We start from the raw sequence: 21,562 nt of genomic DNA, 5'->3' as shown, positions 1-21,562 counted from the left end.
GTAAAAAATGATTATTAGCAACATAAAAAAGCATCGGCTGTTTTGGGGTATGGTGGTTGCGCCGATGATTGTGGCAATTGTGTATTATGTTTTTCTCGCACGTGACCGCTATGTGAGTTCATCTCAAGTGGTGGTTCATAAGGTCGGCTCCGAAAGCGCTAGTGATTCTTCGCCAATACCTGGTTTGGCAGCGTTGATGGGTGGCGGGGGGTTGTCGGGCGGCAATTCGGCGGAAACTCTTTACGTTAGAGAATATGTAATTTCTCAAGATATGTTGAATGTCTTGCAGAAAAAAATGCATTGGAGTCAGCATTATTCGGGTCAACTGCGTGATCCGTCGTATTATCTGTCGCCCAATGCGACAAGTGAGGAGTTGCTCAAGTATTATCAGAAAATGGTGACGGCCCAATTTGATGCAACCACTGGACTGTTAACTATATCTGTGCAGGCATTTGATAGAAGGTTTGCAGATGACACTGTCTCCGTAATTATTTCGGAAAGTGAAAATTTCGTAAACGAGATATCGCACCGATTGGCTCGAGAGCAGGTCAGTTTCGCCGAAGGCGAGTTGGAGCGTTCGCGTCTCAACTACGAAGCCAAACGGAAGGCGATGTTGAATTTTCAGGGTGCTAACAATGTGCTGGATGCGCAACGGGCCGCGGTGGCTCGCAACGACGTGATTGCCGGGTTGCAGTCAGATTTGACTAAAGCGCAAGCGACCCTGCGTGCTCTGCGTGCAAGTCTCAGAGAGGATACTCCACAGGTCCGCCAGCAAAAATTCCAGATTGAGGCGATTCAACAACAAATTGCCGCCGAAAATCAGAAACTCATCGCAAAGAATTCCGACGATCAGTTGAACGTGGTCGCATCAAATTATCAAAGTCTTGAGCTGAATGCGGGTATCGCACAGGATGCATACAAGGCATCAGTGTCTGCATTGGAGAGCGCGCGAATTGAGGCGACCAAAAAGCTACGGAGTCTAGTAATTGTTGTGAGTCCGAATATGCCGGATGAGGCTCTGTTTCCTCGTCGAGCATATAGCTTGCTGACGATTTTGATTATGTTGCTGTTGACTTATGGCATCGCTCAATTCGTCATTGCGACCATCAACGATCATCGAGACTAAGAGTATAGAGTGCTACGTATGTTTACAAAAAACGCATGTTCGGGCTATGTCGGAAAACGAGCGCGCTATAGTTGCGGCGCAGTGCTATTCGGGAGTCTCTTGCTTTTGAGCGGCTGTGGCGCACTCTCGGGAGCGGGTCCTCGGATGGGTGAAGTTACTTCCGCGACTAACGCTCAGAATCCGGATTCCCCGTATCAATTGATTGAGCTTTCACCGACCAATATCGAGCACTATATGCGCCCGCCAGAGGCGGCTCTATTGAACCGTGTTGCGCGGCCAGAAGAGCCTGAGGTTCGCTTGATGCCTGGCGATGTGCTCAAAGTCATGATTTCGGATGACAGTGGAATAGACAGCACGCTATTCGCACCTTTGGCAAAAGGCGGTACGGTGTTCGGGCAAGTTCCAGTCGATACGAAAGGAAAAATCACTCTTCCGTATCTGGGGACTGAGAGTGTGCGTGGCGCCACTTTGGCAGAGACCGAAAATATCATCCGACGTGGGCTGAAGGGGCGCGCTATCGAGCCACAGGTGCACGTCGAACTACAAGGTGACCTATCTCGCTCCGTCCTCGTTGCAGGAGCCGTCAAGAGCCCTGGTCGTTTTTCCGCATCGCAGGGACCTTTGACGATTCTGGACGCGATTAATCTTGCCGGCGGACCGGTGTTGGAGCCCTATCTGACAACCGTGACACTTCGTACGGGAAAGACAGCGCAGAGCTACAACTACCAGGATCTTCTGTCAGGGGGTAACGTTTCCGTCCCCCCGAATTCTGAGATCGTTCTGGAGCGCGCCCGCAAGCGTTTTGTGGCAATGGGAGCTGTTACCAAACCTGGCCTTCACGATTTTCCTTCTGCCACCCCGAGTCTCTTGGAAGTACTGGGATCGGTGGGAGGATTGAGTGAACGAACCGCGAATCCGAGCGGAGTATTCATATTTCGCTTGGTCGATAATGCGAATAGCGGTACTCCGGAGGCGGAGGTATTCCGTCTAGATATGCGAGAGCCAGTGTCGATGTTTTTGGCAAAGAAATTCTCGGTGCAGCCGGATGATACGGTTTACGTAACCAACGCTGCGGTATACGAGATGCAAAAAATTATTACGCCGATTGTACAGGTGTTGCTCTTGGGGCGTGATGTTAGTGAATACTGATAAGGGATCTCATGTCAGATTTTGAGTCTCCATTTAAGGCGAACCGATCGTCATGGAAGATATTTCGTTCCGTGCTGTTTGCATTATTTTTGCGGGAAATGCAAACTCGATTTGGTGCTAGACGAATGGGCTTCGTATGGGTTGTTATGGAGCCGTTGGCGATCCTGGTGATCATTCTTGGGTTTCACGTGTTTATCCATGCGAGCCCGATGCAGAACATGGATTTCATCATGTTTATGGTGAGCGGAATTGTTCCGTTTCACATGTTGCGTAGTATTGCATGGCGGTTAACTGATGCGCTGCAGGCGAATCAGGGGTTGTTTGCGTATCGTCAGTTGATGCCGTTCGATACATTTGTAGCTCGATTGATGGTTGAGCTCTGCGCGTATGCTTGTGCGTATCTTATTATTTGCTTTGCACTGGGATTTTGGCTTCAACGTGATGTTTCGATAAGCGATCCATTGATGTGGGTTTGGGCGTTGGCTGTAGGGACGCTCGTGTCCTTCTCGCTTGGAATAGCATTTGGAATGATTGCCCGTATGATTCCTAATTCAGGGCGGATATGTAAGTTGACTTTCATTCCGCTGTATCTGACGGCTGGTGTATTTTTCCCTGTTTGGAATTTGCCGGCAGACAAGTTATTCATGATTGCCTGGAATCCATATGCTGAAGTTATTGAAAACATTCGCGCTGCAACGTTTGACAATTATCCGGTCACCAAGGGATTAAGTTCTGGATATCCATTGTTTTTCGCGCTAGCGCTTACCTTTTTCGTAATGGTCGCTTACAGACGTATGCGCCAAGTTATGCGAACGCCAAATCCGTAAAATGATAGAACTGTCAAAGTTAACTAAATCTTATGTGACCAAGCAAGGGCGGAAATATGTTTTCCGTGATTTTTCTTTTGCTATTCCGCCAGACAAGAATATCGCTCTGATTGGAAAGAATGGCGCAGGAAAGAGTACGCTAATGCGTCTGTTATGCGGAACCGATATTCCCGATAGTGGAAAAATCATCACAGATAAGAGAATATCGTGGCCGGTCGGCTTGGGTGGCGGGTTCCAGGGTTCTCTGACCGGAAAGCAGAACGTTAAATTCATCTGCCGATCCCTCGGGGCCGAAGGGGACGAGATGAAAAAAGTGATCCAATATGTCGAGGAATTTGCCGAGCTAGGGGATTACTTCGATCAACCGGTCAAGACCTACTCTTCGGGTATGGGTTCGCGACTACGGTTTGGAATGAGTCTTGCCTTTGACTTCGATTACTATATGATCGACGAGGCGATGTCTGTTGGTGATGCGCACTTCAGAGAAAAGGCCGAAGCGGAATTTAAACGGCGCGTTGGTCGAGCAAATATGATTCTAGTGACGCACGGAATGGCTCAAGTCAGAAAACTGTGCGACATAGTCATGCTTCTCAACGGTGGTGCGATCACGGTATTTGATGATGTTGAAGAGGGAATTGCTGCTTATCAGAAAGTATAGTAATCACGGAAGTTTATCTGATGTCAGTTTCTCTGTTTAAAATAAAGATTGTTTGAGGCTCGTTATGAGGCAAAATAAACTTGGAGTTGCAGCAGTTTTTAAAAATGAATTCCCATTCATCGTTGAATGGCTTGCTTATCATCGGGTGTTAGGCATATCTGAGTTCTTTATTGCTGATAATGAGAGTGACGACGGTACCTCCGAATTGCTGAAGGCATTGTCCGATGTCGGTCTTGTGCAGTGCGTAAATTATAAAACCGTGCCGGACGTAAAGCCGCAGTTGGCAGCTTATCAGTTGTTGATGGAGACGTTCAAAGATCAGGTCGACTGGCTTAGTTTTATTGATGCTGATGAGTTTATGCGGCCGGCTATTTGCGACAATAACTTGGTCGACGCACTCGAGGGTGCCCTGTCAAATCCGAAAATTGGCGCGATCGCAGTTAATTGGGCCGTATATGGTTCATCGAACTGGGTGACGGCAAATTCTAAGGCGGTGATCGAACGATTTGTGGCAAGGGGCGTGCGTGAGAGAGGGGTTAATCGGCATTATAAAACTATTGTCCGAACCGCTGCGTATAAGGAAGTTGGGACGAATCCGCACGTATTTACGCTGACCGACGATTATGTCTACGCGGACCCCGCGGGTAAAGAATTACTTCCCGGTGAACTCGGGGGGCTGACGGATGACGTGAACTGGGACGTTCTCAGAATCAATCATTATGTCGTGAAATCGAGAAGTGAGTTTTTCACGAAAAAACGGCCGCGTGGTCGACCAAATGGATCGTTGCGACCGGTCGAGTTTTTCTCTCAGCACGATATGAATGACGAGGACGACGCATTCCCGTTGACGTTTGCGGAGTCCGTGCGTGAAGAGAAAGAGCGAATTTACACGATGCTCGCACACGAAGTTGATTACACGGTCGATAATCCGGTCGATGATGAATTGTTCTTTTCCGCAAAAAATCCAACGCTAAAAATATGCGTTGACACTGCAAGCCTCTCGGTAGGGAAGGTGGAGTGTAAAGGATGGATTGTTGGTGATGGATGTGAGGGTCTCGATTTTAAAATTCTGGTCGATTACAAGAGCGTCATGCGCGCTACACGCGTTGACCGTATGGTTCGTCTCGACGTCGCAAGAGCATACAAGCTAGATCCAGAATATCGTTACGGGTTTGTTTGCACTTTCGATATTGATACCGACGTGAAACGACGAGGGGGTACTCCAATGATTGAGCTTTGTGTCGGCGTTGGCCGGCAAAATTTGGGGGCCATTATCTCGCTTGCAAATAAGATTAAATGATTGCGAGCATCTGAGAAGTTCGAGTGCTTGTTTTTGTATTTTAATTCCGTGATTCGTTGGGGCCGGCGTGAATAATAGTGCAGATTCTGGTGGGTGTGGAGATTATGACACCCTTCTCGAGCAATACAGGCAGGTGAAGGCTGAAAACGAAGCCTTGCGTGCAGAAGTTGCTAGTTGCAGGAATAACATTGAAACTCGATTCTCGGAGCTGGCCGCATTGACTAAGCTGCTTGAGGCGCGGAATCATCAAGTTTTCTTGGCAACATCGGCGTGTCTTTCGCTTGAAGGAAAAATGAGTGCGATTTTGCGTTCATTTTCCTTGCGAGTTGCTAGATCAATAAGTAGAACAGTAAAAAATCTCTCGAATTCGAAGGAGAGTGCGAATTCGGCTTTTTATTTAAAAAGTCTGATCACTAAATCGTCTTATTTCGACACGGATTGGTACGTTAGCCATCATCCAGAGGTTGTGGAAAGTGAGATTGAGCCGATTCAGTATTTTATGAATTATGGTCTCACAAAGTGGCACGATCCAGGTCCGAATTTTAGCTGTGATAGATATGTGGACAAATACCCAGATGTCGCCATGTCAGGAATTCCTCCTTTTCTGCATTTCATCCGACACGGAATGTTGGAAGGTCGGAATTCGGAATAATAGAACTGGAGAGTGAGAGATGGGTGTTTTTCTAAAAAAATTGCAGCATTTGGATGCTGCGTGGTATTTGCAACAATACACTGATGTTGCACTGAGCGGCTTGTCGCCGGTTGATCATTTTCGCCGATATGGATTGCTTCTCAATCGAAAGCCATGCGCGGAATGGGTTGAAGAGGGTGAGAACGCATCCCCGGAGTTCTCGAGTAGTGTTATCGATAACCGGAACTATTTACTTATTTCGACGGGCTTCCGTCAGGAATTAGATTACATCTCGGAAAATTCCTGGATTTCGTCTGGGAATGATCCGGCTTTTATGTTCGCGGAGAACGATCTGGCTTTTGTGTCGGAGCCTGGTTGGTATAGATTTTCCGTCGAAATAAATTCAGCAAATATTTCGAACTGTGCTAAGTTTTATTTGGATTTCGGCGGTGGCTTTTCGGAAAACGATGTTCTCCCGATTCGGTATAAATCAACTGTCAGATCTGAAAGACTAATTTATCTCGCGAAACCGGTTATCGGTTTGCGATTTGATCCGATGGAGTGCGATGGTGCATTCTCCCTGGATTGGCTAGGGATTGAAAAAGTGTCGGATGACGTGGCTCTGAATCGACTTCTCGATAAAATATCGGCATCGCATCCGAAGTTTGTCGGGCAGGATGCAGCGGAGTTGATGCAAAATCTGACCAACGATTTTCAACGTAACCCGACGGCAGCGGATGTTTTCGATATCTACGAGGAAAGTTTTCTTGTTGATAATTCGGCCGACGATTACGACGATTGGATCGAGAAAATCGAACTCCCTTCGCTTCCTCAGAAAAGTGAGGTGGATGAACTTCTCTCGAGTTTCACGCGTAATCCATTAATCTCGGTTGTAATCCCGACTTATAACACCGATGAGGTTTACCTTCGAGAGTGTTTGGACTCTGTTCTCAATCAAAGTTACTCCCGCTGGGAGCTTTGTATTGCTGACGATGCTTCACCAAAAAGTGATGTTCGTCGAGTGCTAAGCGAATATGAGGAAAAAGATTCCCGAATCAAGGTCGTATACAGAGAGGAGAACGGCCACATCTCGGCTGCATCGAACAGTGCACTCGCTATTGCATCTGGTGATTATGTCGCGCTGTTGGACCACGATGATGTACTCGCGGAACACGCCTTGCTATTTGTTGTTGAGGCGATAAATAAAAATGAATTTGCTCGAATTCTATATAGCGACGAAGATAAGATAAATACTCTGGGCCTTCGCTTTGACCCACATTTCAAGGGAAAGTGGAATCCGGATTTGTTTTATTCTCAAAACTATGTCTCGCATCTCGGGGTGTACGAGCGTGCGCTCATAATTAAAATAGGTGGTTTCCGGCGCGGGGTTGAGGGAAGTCAAGATTATGATCTTCTGTTGAGATGTTTGCCTCATGTTGAAAAAGATCAAATAATTCATGTCCCTAGAATCTTGTATCATTGGCGTGTCTTGCCTGGCTCGACTGCATTGGCCGCAGGTGAGAAGTCGTACACCGAAGTGGCCGGTATAAAGGCCTTGCAGGATCACTTCGATGAAATCGGAGTGAAGAATGTGCAGGTGGAGCCTGGCATCATTCCGAATTCGTATCATGTTAAATGGCCGATCGTTGAGCCTCAGCCTTTGGTTAGTCTTCTTATTCCTACTAGAGATTATCGGAAGGTGACCGAGGTCGCGGTGCGGAGTATTCTGGAGAAAACATCGTACAGTAACTACGAGATAATAATTATCGACAACGAAAGTGTCGAACCGGAAACGCTGCAGTTCTTTGAGGATATACAGAAAGAAAGTTTGCGTGTTAAGGTTGTTCGATACCCTTATCCATTCAATTACTCTGCAATTAATAATTTTGGCGCTATGCATGCGTCAGGGCAGATTTTTGGATTGGTAAACAACGATGTTGAGGTAATATCTCCAGATTGGCTTACCGAAATGGTTCGCCATGCAATGCGAAGTGAAATCGGATGCGTTGGCGCCAAATTGTTCTTTAGCAACGGTACGGTGCAGCATGCCGGGGTTATCTTGGGCATCGGAGGAGTGGCTGGGCACTCTCACAAATATTATCCAGGTGATCATGCTGGATATTTCGGCAGGTTGTCCCTGGTGCAGAATTTCTCTGCGGTAACGGCAGCATGTCTTTTGATCCGACGAGAAATATTTGAGGCCGTCGGTGGATTGAACGAGACAGATTTGACCGTTGCCTTCAATGACGTGGATTTTTGTCTCCGAGTCAGAGAGCAAGGGTATCGAAATATTTGGTCGCCATATGCAGCGCTGTTTCACCATGAGTCTATCAGTCGGGGGAAAGAGGATCGCCCTGAGAAGGTGGCGAGATTCAACAGTGAAGTGCAATACATGAAAGAGAGATGGGGTGGTGCGCTGGGAGATGATCCGTACTACAGTCGACATTTGTCTCAAGATCGTGAAGACTTCTCTATCGGTCTTTGATGTACATAACAATTCGACGGCGCCTTCTCATATGTTGCTTGCAAGTGTGCAAAGATTGTGAGAAGGACTGCAGGCGTTAAAGTATGGTGTTGCTTATTAGACAGCAGTCGAGTCTTTTGAGAGCGTGAGTCGATGTGAAGGTGTGTGCTTCGGATGCTCATGATATTTCCACGCATCCGGGTACATTCTTCACGAGCAAACGCCAATGACAAAGGGGGAGTAAATTATGGGTAATAAAAAGATAATATATGAAGGAAAGGATATTATTCTCTATATGGATAATATCTCTTCGTCTAAAGTTGTTTTTTCATTCACAGGGTATGAGGGTGAACCCGGGAAAAACCTTTACGGCGATGGTTTCATACAAAAATGTGGATTCAGCGGCGTTTTCTTCGTCTCACTTCAGAACCATTGGTGGCAGACGCCAGAGCTTATCAAGGCCATTAATGTTGCAAATCATCACACGAAAAGACACAAGATACGAGTTACGTATGGTCAAAGCATGGGCGGGTACGGTGCTCTTCTCTGTGCACGCCGACTTAATAGTCGAGCCGTCGTCACGGCCCCGCAAACAACGATAAATCCTGAGCTGGCGTCTATTGGTGAAATCTGGTTGGAGAATATCAGGCGATCTCCGATTATTAGAGATAATGTTCTGGATGAACTCGTTGGAATAAAATCTGCGGCTGTAATCTATGACAATAAAGGCGCCAGCGATGTTAGTCACGTCAAGTATGTCGAGAGACGAGACCGTGTGGTTTTGTACAAGATTCCATATGCGACGCATAATATCCCGGCGGCGCTGAATGAAATGGGTCTTCTTTCCAAGGCAATTTCGGGTTTTTTTGAAAACGAAAATGGATTTGAGGAAAGGTATTTTCGTAGGATGATTAGGGAGAACAGGGGGAATTCATTCACATACCTGAAGCGGCTTGGTTTTTTTGCTCAGCGATCGAGAAATAAATGGCTCTATGATTATTATAAAAAATGTGTTGTTGCTCGGATATTGAGAAAAATAAGTGAGGCTGATTTTTCGTACTCGCGCCGTGCGAACGAAATTCGATTTAGAGTTAATTCTCATGTTGAATCGTTTGACGAGCGGGCTCAGGTGTTCGTTTCGAAGGGAAATGATCCTCAGGTTGTATTTAGAAATGTTCCGGAAAATTCGGCATCAGGAATTTTGGTGTTTTATTCGAGCTCGTCATCCTCGGGTAACTTATTTTATTCCAGGGGTTCCGAGGAGAGATTTTCTGCGACGGACGCGCTGAATTTTAAGGTTGAGGCCGGGGTTAATGTTGTTCGCTTCGATACGCGGCGCGAAGAAAGTGGGAATGCGAGAACCATCCGATTCGATCCGATGTCGTGTGAGGGTTTTTTTAGTGTCCTCTCGATATCTTATAATGAGTCGAATGAAACTGGTTTGGTTGCTATTTGATCTTGTGGTCTTCGTTGTTCGGGATCGTTGGCGTGTTTTGTTCGTGTGTGTAATTTTCTTCGGTGCTGGCTCACCAAAAATTTTGGATGGCTTAACTTAAGGTGTTAATTTATTGAGGCGAAGGGTGAGTTTCTCTGATCAAACCATTGCTGCGGCAATGGTTTTTTTGTGTCTCACGTTGGACGGAATATGGGAGGCGTGTTAGTCTCGTGGGGCGAGTGATGTAAATGTGTATTGGATGCGAGTGGCGGATCTAGTGTGCCTCTGAGGCGACAGCATGGTTGGTGCCCAACGAGAACATTGAGGTTGCTATTGCAATAACTTTCGTTGCGATTGCGTCGGGCTGCGAGCACGTAATATTAAAATTGTAATCTTGATGAGGCTTAAATGAAATTTAACCGGCGAGAATTTCTTAAAATTGGAGCCTCCGTTAGCCTTGCTCCTTGGGCCAGTCAGGTTTTTTCAAAAACGTGTGCAACGGGCGAATCGACTGTTCTAGTGGGAGGTGTGATCGGTTTTGATTCGCTCGCAAATCCCATGCATAGTAGGGCTCTGAGGCAAACTTGCCGAGCCGGTCTTTATATTCATGGCTATATTTGGGCCAGAACCGGAGATGAGGAACATAAGGCTATTTTGTCCGCATTCGAAGGGCAACCCATGGACGTCGAGCTGGGCATGGTAAGTACCCCGGAAAAGTGGTTCGAAAATAATTATCGCCCTCAGTTTTTGGATGCGGGTGTACGCGCGAAGCATGCCCATGTAAATGGGTTCAATCCTCAGAGTGCCGATGTATGGCCCCGTTTTGTAAAGGCTGGACAGGCGTGCGGCTTGAAAACAATTGCTCCAATCTTTTCACCCAATCATCATCAATATGATGAAACGCCGTTTTCGTCTCCGTCCTGGAATTATCTACGGGATGGGGCAAAACTCGGCGGGGCACTGACTACCGATTCGCCCCCCCAGTTTTTTCTACATCAACCGCCGGGCTATCGACGGTTCGTTGCGGAAGAGTTGCAATGGGCAAATGAAATGGGATTGCATTCGACTTTCATCGTTTCCCCTGCGAGCTCAGGAGATAAATTTCTAGATGACACGAAGCGAACGGTAGACTATCTTTCAAAAAGTAATGCACTTCCGAAGACTTGGATTGTTGAGAATTACGATCCAAAAGTAAATTCTGCATATGTCAATGCAGTTGGAAGTGACAACAACAAGGATAGTATTCTGGGAGTCGCACTGTGGTTAGCACAGAACGCGAATTGAGATGATTTTTTGCGCTGAGTGAAGAGAGGGAGGATGCCGGCTAGACATTCTCCCTAAAATCCCAATTTTTCTTGATGCGAAATCGCTTACTTGTCAGAGTGCGTTATGGTGATTTGAAAGATATCGTGCCGTTGGCGGAATGACGATCGTGCCAAACGTCATTCTTGTCGTATCACTCGGCGCCACTCTACTGTCAATATCTTGGATATAGACTTTTATTGATATTAATCGAAAAGGGCGGGCAAATATCGTTGCGATGCTTTCCGTGGCTTCGAGGTTTAATCATTCCCGAAAAGATCTCGCGTATAAACCTTTTCTGCTACATCTTCCAATGCGGTAGCGATGCGATTGCTGATAATCACATCCGACTCCTTTTTGAACTCATCAAGATTGTTGATGACTCGAGAATGGAAGAATTCCGATTCCTTCAGCGCCGGCTCATACACGATGACTTCAACGCCCTTGGCTTTGATTCGTTTCATCACGCCTTGAATGCTTGATGCGCGGAAATTGTCCGAACCGCTCTTCATAATCAGGCGATAGATCCCGACCACCTTCGGCTTGCGGCGCAGCACGTCATCGGCGATGAAGTCCTTGCGCGTCGTGTTCGATGAAACGATTGCCTGAATCAGGTTCTGGGATACGGATTTATAGTTGGCGAGGAGTTGCTTTGTGTCCTTGGGCAGACAATAGCCACCATAGCCAAACGACGGGTTGTTGTAGTGATTTCCAATCCGCGGATCAAGACAAACCCCGTCGATGATCTGCCGCGTATCCAGCCCGTGCGTTGCCGCGTAGGTGTCGAGTTCGTTGAAGTACGACACACGCATCGCGAGGTAGGTATTCGCGAAGAGCTTGATGGCTTCCGCTTCCGTCGAGTCGGTAAAAAGCACCGAGATGTCCTTCTTGATCGCGCCTTCCTGGAGCAGTTCGGCGAACACCTTGGCCCGTTCCGATTGCTCGCCGACGATGATACGCGACGGATGCAGGTTATCGTGCAGCGCGCGACCTTCGCGCAGGAATTCGGGGGAGAAGATCACGTTATCGCAATCCAGCTCCTGTCGAACCTTCGCCGTGTACCCGACCGGCACGGTCGACTTGATCACCATCACCGCGCGCGGATTGATCGCCTTCACGTCCTTGATCACGGCTTCGATCGAGCGCGTATTGAAGTAGTTGGTCTCCGGATCGTAGTCCGTCGGCGTGGCGATGATGACGTAGTCCGCGCCTTCATAGGCCTCGTGCTTGTCCAGCGTTGCACGGAAGTTAAGGCGCTTGTTCGCGAGATAATCCTCGATCTCGGTATCGATGATCGGAGACTGCTTGCGATTGAGCATCTCCACTTTCTCGGGAACGATGTCCAGCGCGACGACTTCGTGGTGCTGAGCGAGCAGGATACCGTTGGAAAGCCCGACGTAGCCGGTGCCGGCGATAGCGATTTTCATGAGTCGTTGATTGATTTGGAATTGGAATGGACCGCGTACTCAACGTACCGGGACTATCGTTTCTCGAGCAAACCCTTCATTGCCTGCACGGTCTGGTCGATCTGCGCTTCACTATGCGTGCAAGCGATGAAAAACCTCAACCGCGCCGACTGCTCCGGCACCGCCGGATAAAGAATGGGCTGCACATTGATTCCTTGCTCGAACAGGGCGTCCGACCACTTGGTCGCCCGTAACGAGCTGCCGAGAATCGCCGGAACGACAGCAATCCCCGCGCTGCTGCCCGTATCGATTCCCGCTGCCTTGGCCTGCGCAAGAAAATACTGTCCGCGCGCCTGAAGCGTCGCCACGCGCTCGGGCAATTCCAGCATGCGCTGCAGCGCTGCGAGCGATGCGGCTGCGACCGGCGGCGGCATCCCCACGCTATACAGGAATCCGGGCGCCAGAAACTTCAAATGCTCGATGAGCGCCGTCTCGCCGGCAATATACCCGCCGCAGCCGGCCAGCGATTTGCTCAGCGTGCCCATCCAGATGTCGACGGCATCGCCGGCCAGGCCGAAGTGCTCGCGAATCCCGCGCCCGGTCTTGCCCATCACACCCAGCGAATGGGCCTCGTCCACCATCAGGAACGCCCGGTGACGGCGCTTGATGTCGACGAAGCGCGGCAGGTCGGGGTAGTCGCCATCCATGCTGTAGATGCCTTCCAGCACGATCAGCACACGCTCGAACTGATGCCGCTGTTCCGTCAGCAGCCGCTCGAGCGCATCGGCGTCGTTGTGCGCGAACGAAAAGCGCTTCGCGCCCGACAACTGGATCCCCTGCAGCACGCTGTTGTGGATCAACTCGTCGTGAATGACGAGATCGCGCGGGCCGAACAGGTAGCCGATCGTCGTCACGTTGGCCGCATGGCCGCTCACGAACGTGATGGCGTCGTCCACGCCGTACAGGTCGGCGAGCGCCCGTTCGAGCTCGCGATGGATTGGCCGTTCGCCCGACACCAGGCGGCTCGCGGACACCGACGTGCCGTAGCGGTCGATCGCATCCTTGGCGGCTTGCGAGACGACGGGGTCGCCCGACATGTCGAGGTAGTTGTAGCTGGCGTAGTTGACGTACGTATGACCGCCAATGCGGGTTTGCGCACCGGCCGTCCCATCATGCAGCTTGAAGAACGGGCTGCGTAAGCCAAGGCGCGCCGCGCCGTCGCTCATGATGCGCAACTGCCGATAGCCCGGGTACTGGTCGAAGCGCGTGTAGGCTTCCGGCACGGATGCCGCCGTTCTGCGGCCCGCCGCCGGCGCGGCCGCGGGCTGCTCGCGCCCGGCTTCACGCAGCTTGCGCTCGAGCGCCTGCTGGATGAGCTTGTTCTTCAGGGCCGAGGTGAGGCCCGGCAGTCCGGTGGTTTTGGTCTTGCTCATGTCGCGCTTATCGGATCATGCGTTGCGGCTTGTGGCCGGCTTCTTGTGCTGCCTTGATTTCGTCGGTGAACTCGGCGATGGCTTCGCTGGAAACATCCTCGGTATGCTGGGCCACGACATGCGCAACCTGCTGGGCGACGGTGTCGGGCTCGGCCGGCTCTTCGCCGCGCAGCACCTCGATCAACCGCGTGGCCAGCTTGGTCATGGTGGGGCTCTCGGAGAGCGCCATCACGGGCAGCCGGACGCCGAAGCGGCTTTCGAGCGCCACCACGAGCTCCACACCCATCAGCGAATCGAGGCCCATATCGTAAACCGAACGATCGGGATCGATCTTGTCCGCGGGCACGCGCAGGATCTCGCTGACTTCGTGCTTGATCATGTCGACCACGGCCGGGTGCAGCTCCTCGTCGTTCAACGTGGCCAGCAACTCGGCGACGTCGTCGCTGCCGTCCTCGTCCTGGTGCGACGTTGCCGCGTCGCGCGCGACCCAGGCGAACTTGGGTGTCTGCGCGCTCGGCAGGAAGCGCGACAGCGCACGCCAGTCGAGTTCGAGCACGCCCAGGTCGCCGACGTTGCCCAGCAGCATGTCTTCCAGCACATCGAGCGCCGTCGCGGCGGGCAGGGCGCTGCCGCCCATGCGGTTTTGCAGCGCGTCCTTGACCTTCTGGTTACGTGCGAGGAAGCCGGCATCGGCAATCGCGCCCCAGCGCGGGCTGGTCGCGGGAAGCCCGCGTGCGCGCCGCAGGCGTGCCAGTGCTTCAAGCCAGCCGTTGGCGGCCACGTAGTTCGATTGCCCCGGGTTGCCGAACAGCGTCGTGCCCGACGAGTGGAACACGAAGAAGTCGAGCGGCAGCGCGCGGGTGAGTTCGTCGAGATGCAGCGCACCGACGATCTTGGGCGCCATCACGCGTTCGATTTGCGCGGCGGTTGCGCCACGCACGAGCCCGTCGTCGATGACCATCGCAGCGTGCACGATGCCGCGCAGCGGCGGCATGTGCGCGTCGACGTGCGCGAGCAGCGCGGCGAGCGCCGCGCGATCGGTGACGTCGCACGCGGCGGCATGCACGTCCACGCCGCGTTCGCGCAGCGCGGCGATCGCTTCCTGTGCCTCGTCCGATGCGGGCCCGCTTCGGCTCACGAGCACGAGGTGGCGCGCGCCCTTGTCGGCCAGCCATTGCGCGGTGCGCAGGCCGAAGCCGGACAGGCCGCCGGTGACGAGATAGCTGGCCTCGTCGCGCAAGCGCAGGTCGTCCGCGGGTGCGGCGGTTTGCGCTGCGGCACTTGCCTGCAGGCCGCGACGATAGGTCACGACGATCTTGCCGATCTGGCGCGCCTGTTGCATATGGCGGAACGCGTCGACGATATCGTTTGCGTCGAAGGCATGAAAGGGAAGCGGACGGAGCACGCCCTCCTCGAACAGCGCCATCATCTCGCCGTACAGGCGTCGCGTCAGGTCCGGACGCTTCGACATCAGCTGGTCGGCGTCGATGCCGAAGTAGCTGATGTTGTTGCGGAACGGACGCAGGCCGATGCGCGTGTTTTCGTAGAAGTCGCGTTTGCCGAGTTCCAGGAAGCGGCCGAACGGCTTGAGCGCGCGCAGGTTGCGATTGATGGCTTCGCCCGCGAGCGAGTTGAGCACGACGTCGACGCCCTCGCCATCGGTCGCGGCGAGGATCTCGTCGGCGAATTCGAGCGAGCGCGAATCGTAGATGTGCTTCACGCCCATCAGGCGCAGGAAGTCGCGCTTCTCGTCCGAGCCCGCGCTCGCGTGAATCTCCGCGCCGATCCATTGTGCGAACTGGATCGCGGCGATGCCGACACCGCCGGCCGCGCCGTGGATCAGCACGCGCTCGCCGGGTTCGAGTCGGGCGAGGTGATGGAACGCGTAGTAGACGGTGAAGAACGTGCTCGGAATGGTGGCCGCGGCTTCGAACGACAGGCTGCGCGGAATGTGCGACAGCGCGCTCGACTGCGTGACGACGCGGTTGCCGAAGCTGGCCGGCCCGAAGCCGACGACGGCGTCGCCCGGCTTGTATCCGGTGACCTTGCGGCCGACGCGTTCGACGACGCCCGAGAACTCAAGCCCGAGCGTCGGTCCGGCAAAGCCGTTTTCGATCGCTTCGTCGGATAGCAGGCCCAGCGTGTACATCACGTCACGGAAATTCAGGCCGGTGGCTTCGACGCGGATCTGCAGCTCGTCCTCGCGCACGTCGGGCAGCGTATGGGCTTCCCAGCGCAGGTTGCGCAGCTGGCCGGGTACCTCGAAGCCTAGACGCAGCGCGGTATCGGTCGCGGAAGCGGGCGTCGCCGGCGCAGCGGAATGCGGGCGCGGATTCCTGCGCAGGCGCGGCGCATAGCGCTCGCCCGCTGCGCCGAGCGCAACTTCCTGTTCGCCGTCCGGCCACAGCAGCTCGAGCGCGAGTGCGTCGAGCGGCACGGGTTCGGTTTGCGGCAGGTCGACGAGGCGAACGTCGAATCCGGCGGCCTCGTTGATCATCGTACGGCCGTACAGCCACAGCGAAGCATCGTTCAGCGTCGCGTAGCGGCTGCTCGGCGCGCTCGGCAGGAACGGCGCGGCACCGGCCGTCAGCAGCCACAGCGTGGTCTTCAGGCCCGCGCGTTCGCACGCCGACGCGAGCCCGGCGGCCAGCGCGCAGCGCTGCACCTGGGCCTGCAGCAGGCGTTGCGGGTCGTCGCCGTCGACGAGGTTCGCACCGTATGCGAGGCCCGCGAGATGCACGATGCCGCGAATTTCGCCGAGCTCGGCTTGCGCGCGCTGGAGTACCGCATCCAGATGCTCGGGCGTGACGTCGGTCTCGACACGCACCGGCAAGCGGCGGCGGCTCGACAGATGATCGGCGAGCTTGCGTGCGGGGCCGGATTCGCCGGCCGTATGCGCATCCGCGAGAATCAGCCAGCCGCCTTGAGGTGCTTGCGGCTGCGCGACGGCGGCCGCTTCGACGGGCAAGCCGGCCGCGAGCAGATACGGGCCGCATGCGCTTTCCGGCGCGAGTTCCAGCGGCTCGTCACATTCCAGGCCGAGCTGCGCCAGCTCGGTTTGCCAGTAGGCGGCCGTGCGTTGCGGCGAGACCGGCGTGCCGTCGGCACGCTTGGCCCACCACGTGGCGTTGCCGCCGAAGATGAAGTCCATCCACGCGGCCGGCTGCGTGCCCAGCAGCAGCAGCGTGCCGCCAGGCTTCAGGCGGTTCGCGCCGTATTGCAGCGCCAGCCGGGCCGCATCCAGGTTCGCGAAGTCGCAATGGAAGACGATCAGGTCGGCGTCGCGGCTCGGGTCTGTCGCGCTTGCGTCGATCCGCTGGACCAACAGCTCCGGGCAGTGCTCGCGCAGGCGTTCCGCGTGTTCGAGCGCCGCGTCTTCGGAGCTGGCGTAGCTGAAGTCGGCAACGGCGAAATCGAGATGGCGGCACAGGTCGGCCGTCACGCGCGATGCGCCGGCGCCGATTTCCAGAATGCCGACGCGCTGATCGGGCGCGCGGGCAACCAGCGCCTTCTCGAGGTGCGCGCTCAGCGTGTCGGACAGTCGCTGGTTCGCCTCGGCGCCCAGCACGTAGTGCGCGAGCTCCACGGGCGTGACGTCGCGCGGGCAGACGTTGGCCCACGCGGCGTCACCGCCGAGCAGGGCCGGCAGATGCAGGCCGACGCGGCCGGTTGCGTGAACCAGCGTGAAGTAGTCGGGGTATTCGCGCAGCAGGCTGTTCCAGATGTCGCCGGTGCTGGCGCCGTCGTCTTGCGGCACGTCGATCTGCCAGTCCTGCGAATCCGGCAACTGGTGTGCGCTGCGGCCGAGTGCCCAGTCGAGCAGCGGGGCGGCGTGCGGTGCGGCATCGCGACAAGCGGTGAGCGCGGCGGCATCCAGCCGGCCGTCGGTCGACAGCGTCAGCAGCGCGTCGGCGGCGTAGCGGTCGCACAACGTTTCCAGCAGCGGATCGACTTCCTGCGCATAGCGTTCGAGCAGGCCGTCGGTCACGATGGAGCGGACCGTCGCACGCAGCGCGGGCTGCAGCGCGTTGCGTCGCAGCGCGGTGTTCGCCGGTTGCTGGCTCTGCGGATGCGGGCTCGGCGTGGCGGCGTAATCGAGGAACGAGAGCGGCTCGCTGTGCGCCTTCGCCAGGCGCACGCTGCGAAAGCGTGCTTCGCTGACGGCCGCGATCTGCTGCCCGTGTTCGTCGAAGATCGCGAATTCGGCGGTGAGCGAATGCGGTGCCCGCTTCAGCAGGCGCGCGTGCACGCGATGCGGCGTGCCTTGCCCGGCGCGCCAGCGCAGCCGGCCGATACGGGTCGGCACGAACGCGATGCCTTGTCCCAGCGACGGATCGTCCTTCAGCATCTGGATGATGAGCTGGAACGTGCAGTCGAGCAGGGCAGGGTGCAGCAGGCTGTCAGGCAGGCTGTCGGCCAGCGCTTGCGGCGCGTGCAGCACGGCCACCACGCTGCGCGGCGATTCGAGCCAGCCGTGCGACACGGCCTGGAAGGCCGGGCCGTAGTCGAGTTCGGCCGCGCGTGTCAGCGCGAGATGCGTGGCGCCGGTGAAGTCGGGCTCGCGCTCGGGCAGCGCAGGCGCGGTTTCAGCCAGTTGCTGCGCGTTCGCGCCCGACAGCAGGCGCCCGCTGGCGTGTACGGTCCACGGATCGGTGCTGCCCACCTGCTTGCTGCGCAGCCGGAAGCGGCCATCGCCTTCGTCGAGCGACAGCCGGGTGATCTTGCTCGGCGCGGCGGACAGCAGCAGCGGCGCATGAATCTCCAGTTCCTCGATGTCCGCGTGGTCGCCGGGGTGCCATTGAAGCGCGGCGGCGAGCGCGATTTCCGCGAAGCCGGAGCCCGGGAAGACGGTCGCGTGGCCGACCACGTGGTCGGCGAGCCACGGCTGGAGCAGCGTATCGAGCTGGTTTTCCCATGCAGGCTGGGTCTGCTGGGTCATCTTGTAGCCGAGCAGCGGGTGAACGCGGCGGCGGCCGAGCTGGTTCATCGACTCGGTGGTGACCGGGTGCCAGTAGCGCTCGCGTTGCCACGCGTACGAAGGCAGTTTGGTACGGGCCGCGTCGCTCGGGAAGAACCGTGTCCAGTCGATCGGTACACCGCTGATCAGCGTCTGCGCGACGGTTGCCTCCACGCGCTCGGGTGCGTCGTCGGTGCGGCGGCAGGTCGGGATGCAGTGACCGGTCTTGCCGTGCTGCTTGAGCGTCTCGTTGACGTAGTTGCGCAGCACGGGCGCCGGGCCGACTTCGATCAGCACGTTGCTGCCTTGCGTGACGAGACTGTCGAGCGCCTGCTCGAAGCGCACCGGCACGCGGATGTTGCGCCACCAGTAGTCGGCATCGAGCGCGGTGCCGTCGAGCTCGGCGCCGGCCACGGTCGAGAAGAACGGCACGCTCGCGCGCTGCGGCCGGATATGGGCCAGCGCCTGCTTGAGCGGGGCTTCGATCGGATCCATCGCACTGCTGTGGAACGCGTAATCGAGGTCGAGCTGCTTGTAGAACACGCGGCGCTCGGCGAGCACGTGGCCGAGCTGCTCCAGCGCCTGCGGTGCGCCGGCCAGCGTGGCGCCCTTGGCGCTGTTGTAGCCGGCGACGCACAGCACGTCCTGCAGGCCGAGTTCGTCGAGCAGCGCGGCGGTGGCGACGCCGTCGATGCCGACGGCCGCCATGCGTCCCTTGCCCTTCGTGAGCCCTTGCTGCTGGCTGCGGTGATAGATGACCGCGACGGCATCGGCGAGCGAGAGCGCGCCGCATGCCCACGCGGCGGCGACTTCACCGACGCTGTGTCCGACGACGGCGGTGGGTCGCACGCCTTGCTCGGCGAGCATGCGCGTCACGCCGACCTGCAGCGCGAACAGGGCGGGCTGTGCGATTTCGGTGCGCTCGTAGATGCCGTCCTGCGCGTCGCGTTCGAACAAGGCGTTGAGCGACCAGTCGGCGAGTTCGGCGAACAGGCGATCGATTTCGACGATCGTCTGCTTGAAGACCGGATGCGCGAGCAGCTTGCCGCCCATCCCCGCCCATTGCGAGCCGTTGCCGGAATACACGAAGACCGGGCCTTGCGCGTCGCGCACGCCGACACCTTCGTGGATCGACGGGTTCGCCGCATCGTCGGCGCCGAGCTGCTCGAGCAACTGCGCGACCTGTTCGCTGTCGGTGCCGAACACCACCGCGCGCTTTTCGTGCCAGTCGCGACGCAGCGCGGCTTCATGCGCGACGTCGTACAGCGCCGGCGCGTCCGGGCCGCGCAGCGTATCGGCGAGCTTGCGGGCGTTGGCCTGCAGCGCCGCGTTGCTGCGGCCGGTGACGATCATCGGCACGGCGGCCGTCGTTACCGCTGCCGCGCGCGCATCCGGCGTGCCGGCCGCTTCGGCGGGCGTCTGCAGGATCACGTGCGCGTTGGCGCCGCCGAAACCGAACGAATTGACGCCGATGGTCAGCGTGCCGGTTTCGCGCAACGGATACGGCTTGGTCAGGACTTCGATGTTCCAGTCGTCGAAGCGGATGTTCGGATTGAATTCCTTGATGCCGATCGTGCCCGGCACCACGCGATGCTGCAGGCTGTAGATCGCCTTGACGAGCCCGGCGACGCCGGAGGCCGCTTCGAGGTGGCCGAGGTTGCTCTTGACCGACCCGATCGGCAGCGGTGCATCGGCGGCACGGCGCTGGCCGAGTGCCTGCCCGATTGCGCGGGTTTCGATCGGGTCGCCGACCGGCGTGCCGGTGCCGTGGGCTTCCAGGTAGTCGATCGCGCTCGGCGGAATGCCGGCCTGCTCGTAGACCTGACGCATCAGCGCGCTCTGGGCGTCCACGCTCGGCACGGTCAGGCCCGACTTGCGGCCGTCGGTGTTCACCGCGGTGCCGGCCACGACGGCGAGGATGCGGTCGCCATCGGCCACGGCCTGGTCGTAGTCCTTCAGCAGGAACAGGCCGCCGCCTTCCGAGCGCACGTAGCCGTCGCCGGATGCGTCGAAGGCCTTGCAGCGCCCGTTGGGCGACAGCATCGACGCTTTCGAGAACGTGATGAAGCCGTACGGATGCAGGTGCAGGCTGACGCCGCCCGCGATCGCATGGCTGATTTCGCCGTTGGCGATCGCGCGGCAGGCGAGGTGGAAGGCCACCATCGCCGACGAGCACGCGGTATCGACGGCCAGGCTCGGGCCGCGCAGGTCGAAGACGTAGGACAGGCGGTTGGCCGCGATGCTGGCCGTATTGCCGGTCGCCATGGACGCATCGACCGTCGCGAGGTCGTCTGCCATCCGGTACGAATAGTCGGCGCTGGCGATGCCGACGAACACGCCGCAGTCGCTGCCGCGCAGCGACGAAGGCTTGATGCCGGCGCTTTCGATGCTTTCCCAGCCCAGTTCCAGCAACAGTCGTTGCTGCGGATCCATCAGTGCGGCTTCGCGTGGCGAAATGCCGAAGAAGTCCGCATCGAAGCCGGAGACGTCGCCGATCGAACCTGCCGCGAACGTGTAGGCGGTACCCGGGTGCTCCTTGGCTGGATGCAGATACGCGTCTTTCGACCATCTGCCGGCTTCGACTTCGGTGACGCAGTCCTTGCCGTTGAGCAGGTCGTTCCAGTAGTGACGACTATCTGTTCCAGGAAATCGAAACGCCAATCCGACTAAAGCAACGCATTTGCTCATGAGTTTGTATCTTTCTTACTGGCTGACTGCGTGATTTCCCTGTTATTGCATGCGAAAAGCAAAGCGGCCCGGGGGTTGTACGGCAGGTGGGAGAAGTGATTGACCATGCCCGCCAGCTTTGGACATGGACGCGACCCGCGATTTTATCTCGAAAACTATGTTTCACCCTAGAACGTCTCTAAATTT

Annotated in this window: 12 protein-coding genes; 9 read left to right on the top strand and 3 right to left on the bottom strand. The window is 56.1% G+C overall.

All coding sequences use genetic code 11. The features are described from left to right. Nucleotides 1-7 precede the first annotated feature (7 nt). The 9 genes from BX604_RS03965 to BX604_RS38240 all read left to right on the top strand — a co-directional run bounded on the left by BX604_RS03965 (nt 8) and on the right by BX604_RS38240 (nt 10,874). Nucleotides 8-1,126: an ABC transporter permease gene (locus BX604_RS03965; protein WP_098549669.1), complete on the top strand. Its 1,119-nt coding sequence runs from the start codon at nt 8-10 to the stop codon at nt 1,124-1,126. A gap of 144 nt (nt 1,127-1,270) precedes the next feature. Continuing rightward, nucleotides 1,271-2,275, top strand: coding sequence for a polysaccharide biosynthesis/export family protein (locus tag BX604_RS03960; protein ID WP_257146271.1), 1,005 nt, complete (start codon nt 1,271-1,273; stop codon nt 2,273-2,275). Between the two features lie 11 nt (nt 2,276-2,286). Next, nucleotides 2,287-3,102: an ABC transporter permease gene (locus BX604_RS03955; RefSeq protein WP_098549667.1), complete on the top strand. Its 816-nt coding sequence runs from the start codon at nt 2,287-2,289 to the stop codon at nt 3,100-3,102. Between the two features lies 1 nt (nt 3,103). Beyond that, on the top strand, nt 3,104-3,760 hold the full coding sequence (locus BX604_RS03950; protein WP_098549666.1) for an ABC transporter ATP-binding protein: 657 nt from the start codon (nt 3,104-3,106) through the stop codon (nt 3,758-3,760). A 64-nt stretch (nt 3,761-3,824) separates the two neighbouring features. Continuing rightward, entirely contained in the window at nt 3,825-5,060 is a 1,236-nt protein-coding gene (locus BX604_RS03945; RefSeq protein ID WP_098549665.1) for a glycosyltransferase family 2 protein, read from the top strand. A gap of 67 nt (nt 5,061-5,127) precedes the next feature. After that, the gene (locus tag BX604_RS38250; protein ID WP_143748002.1) at nt 5,128-5,712 is read left to right on the top strand and encodes a hypothetical protein; all 585 of its coding nucleotides are present in this window, start codon (nt 5,128-5,130) and stop codon (nt 5,710-5,712) included. 19 nt (nt 5,713-5,731) lie between these two features. Further along, complete coding sequence (locus tag BX604_RS03940) at nt 5,732-8,176, top strand: glycosyltransferase family 2 protein (RefSeq protein ID WP_098549664.1); 2,445 nt, start codon at nt 5,732-5,734, stop codon at nt 8,174-8,176. A 226-nt stretch (nt 8,177-8,402) separates the two neighbouring features. Beyond that, nucleotides 8,403-9,611, top strand: a complete 1,209-nt coding sequence (locus tag BX604_RS38245; protein ID WP_143748001.1) for a hypothetical protein — start codon at nt 8,403-8,405, stop codon at nt 9,609-9,611. A gap of 387 nt (nt 9,612-9,998) precedes the next feature. Continuing rightward, nucleotides 9,999-10,874, top strand: a complete 876-nt coding sequence (locus tag BX604_RS38240; RefSeq protein ID WP_143748000.1) for a hypothetical protein — start codon at nt 9,999-10,001, stop codon at nt 10,872-10,874. Nucleotides 10,875-11,152: 278 nt separating this feature from the next. Here BX604_RS38240 and BX604_RS03935 read toward each other — a convergent pair whose 3' ends face one another. The 3 genes from BX604_RS03935 to BX604_RS03925 are packed head-to-tail and all read right to left on the bottom strand — an operon-like array spanning nt 11,153 to nt 21,376. Continuing rightward, nucleotides 11,153-12,319, bottom strand: coding sequence for a nucleotide sugar dehydrogenase (locus BX604_RS03935; protein ID WP_098549663.1), 1,167 nt, complete (start codon nt 12,317-12,319; stop codon nt 11,153-11,155). A gap of 53 nt (nt 12,320-12,372) precedes the next feature. Beyond that, a complete protein-coding gene (locus BX604_RS03930) occupies nt 12,373-13,731 on the bottom strand; it encodes an aminotransferase class I/II-fold pyridoxal phosphate-dependent enzyme (protein ID WP_098549662.1) in 1,359 nt (452 codons plus the stop codon). A gap of 7 nt (nt 13,732-13,738) precedes the next feature. Then, complete coding sequence (locus BX604_RS03925) at nt 13,739-21,376, bottom strand: type I polyketide synthase (RefSeq protein ID WP_098549661.1); 7,638 nt, start codon at nt 21,374-21,376, stop codon at nt 13,739-13,741. Nucleotides 21,377-21,562 lie beyond the last annotated feature (186 nt).

This window comes from Burkholderia sp. JKS000303 (genome assembly GCF_002563755.1).
In the GTDB taxonomy this organism is placed as follows: Bacteria; Pseudomonadota; Gammaproteobacteria; order Burkholderiales; family Burkholderiaceae; genus Burkholderia; species Burkholderia anthina_B.
The sequence above is the reverse complement of the archived record's forward strand: the minus strand, read 5'-3'. Positions and strand labels throughout refer to the sequence as shown.

Coding starts and splice junctions, on each gene's coding strand:
- BX604_RS03950 (WP_098549666.1), top strand. CDS start 3,104: ATGATAGAACTGTCAAAGTTAACTAAATCTTATGTGACCAAGCAAGGG.
- BX604_RS38245 (WP_143748001.1), top strand. CDS start 8,403: ATGGGTAATAAAAAGATAATATATGAAGGAAAGGATATTATTCTCTAT.
- BX604_RS03955 (WP_098549667.1), top strand. CDS start 2,287: ATGTCAGATTTTGAGTCTCCATTTAAGGCGAACCGATCGTCATGGAAG.
- BX604_RS03965 (WP_098549669.1), top strand. CDS start 8: ATGATTATTAGCAACATAAAAAAGCATCGGCTGTTTTGGGGTATGGTG.
- BX604_RS03930 (WP_098549662.1), bottom strand. CDS start 13,731: ATGAGCAAGACCAAAACCACCGGACTGCCGGGCCTCACCTCGGCCCTG.
- BX604_RS03940 (WP_098549664.1), top strand. CDS start 5,732: ATGGGTGTTTTTCTAAAAAAATTGCAGCATTTGGATGCTGCGTGGTAT.
- BX604_RS03960 (WP_257146271.1), top strand. CDS start 1,271: ATGGGTGAAGTTACTTCCGCGACTAACGCTCAGAATCCGGATTCCCCG.
- BX604_RS03935 (WP_098549663.1), bottom strand. CDS start 12,319: ATGAAAATCGCTATCGCCGGCACCGGCTACGTCGGGCTTTCCAACGGT.
- BX604_RS03945 (WP_098549665.1), top strand. CDS start 3,825: ATGAGGCAAAATAAACTTGGAGTTGCAGCAGTTTTTAAAAATGAATTC.
- BX604_RS38240 (WP_143748000.1), top strand. CDS start 9,999: ATGAAATTTAACCGGCGAGAATTTCTTAAAATTGGAGCCTCCGTTAGC.
- BX604_RS03925 (WP_098549661.1), bottom strand. CDS start 21,376: ATGAGCAAATGCGTTGCTTTAGTCGGATTGGCGTTTCGATTTCCTGGA.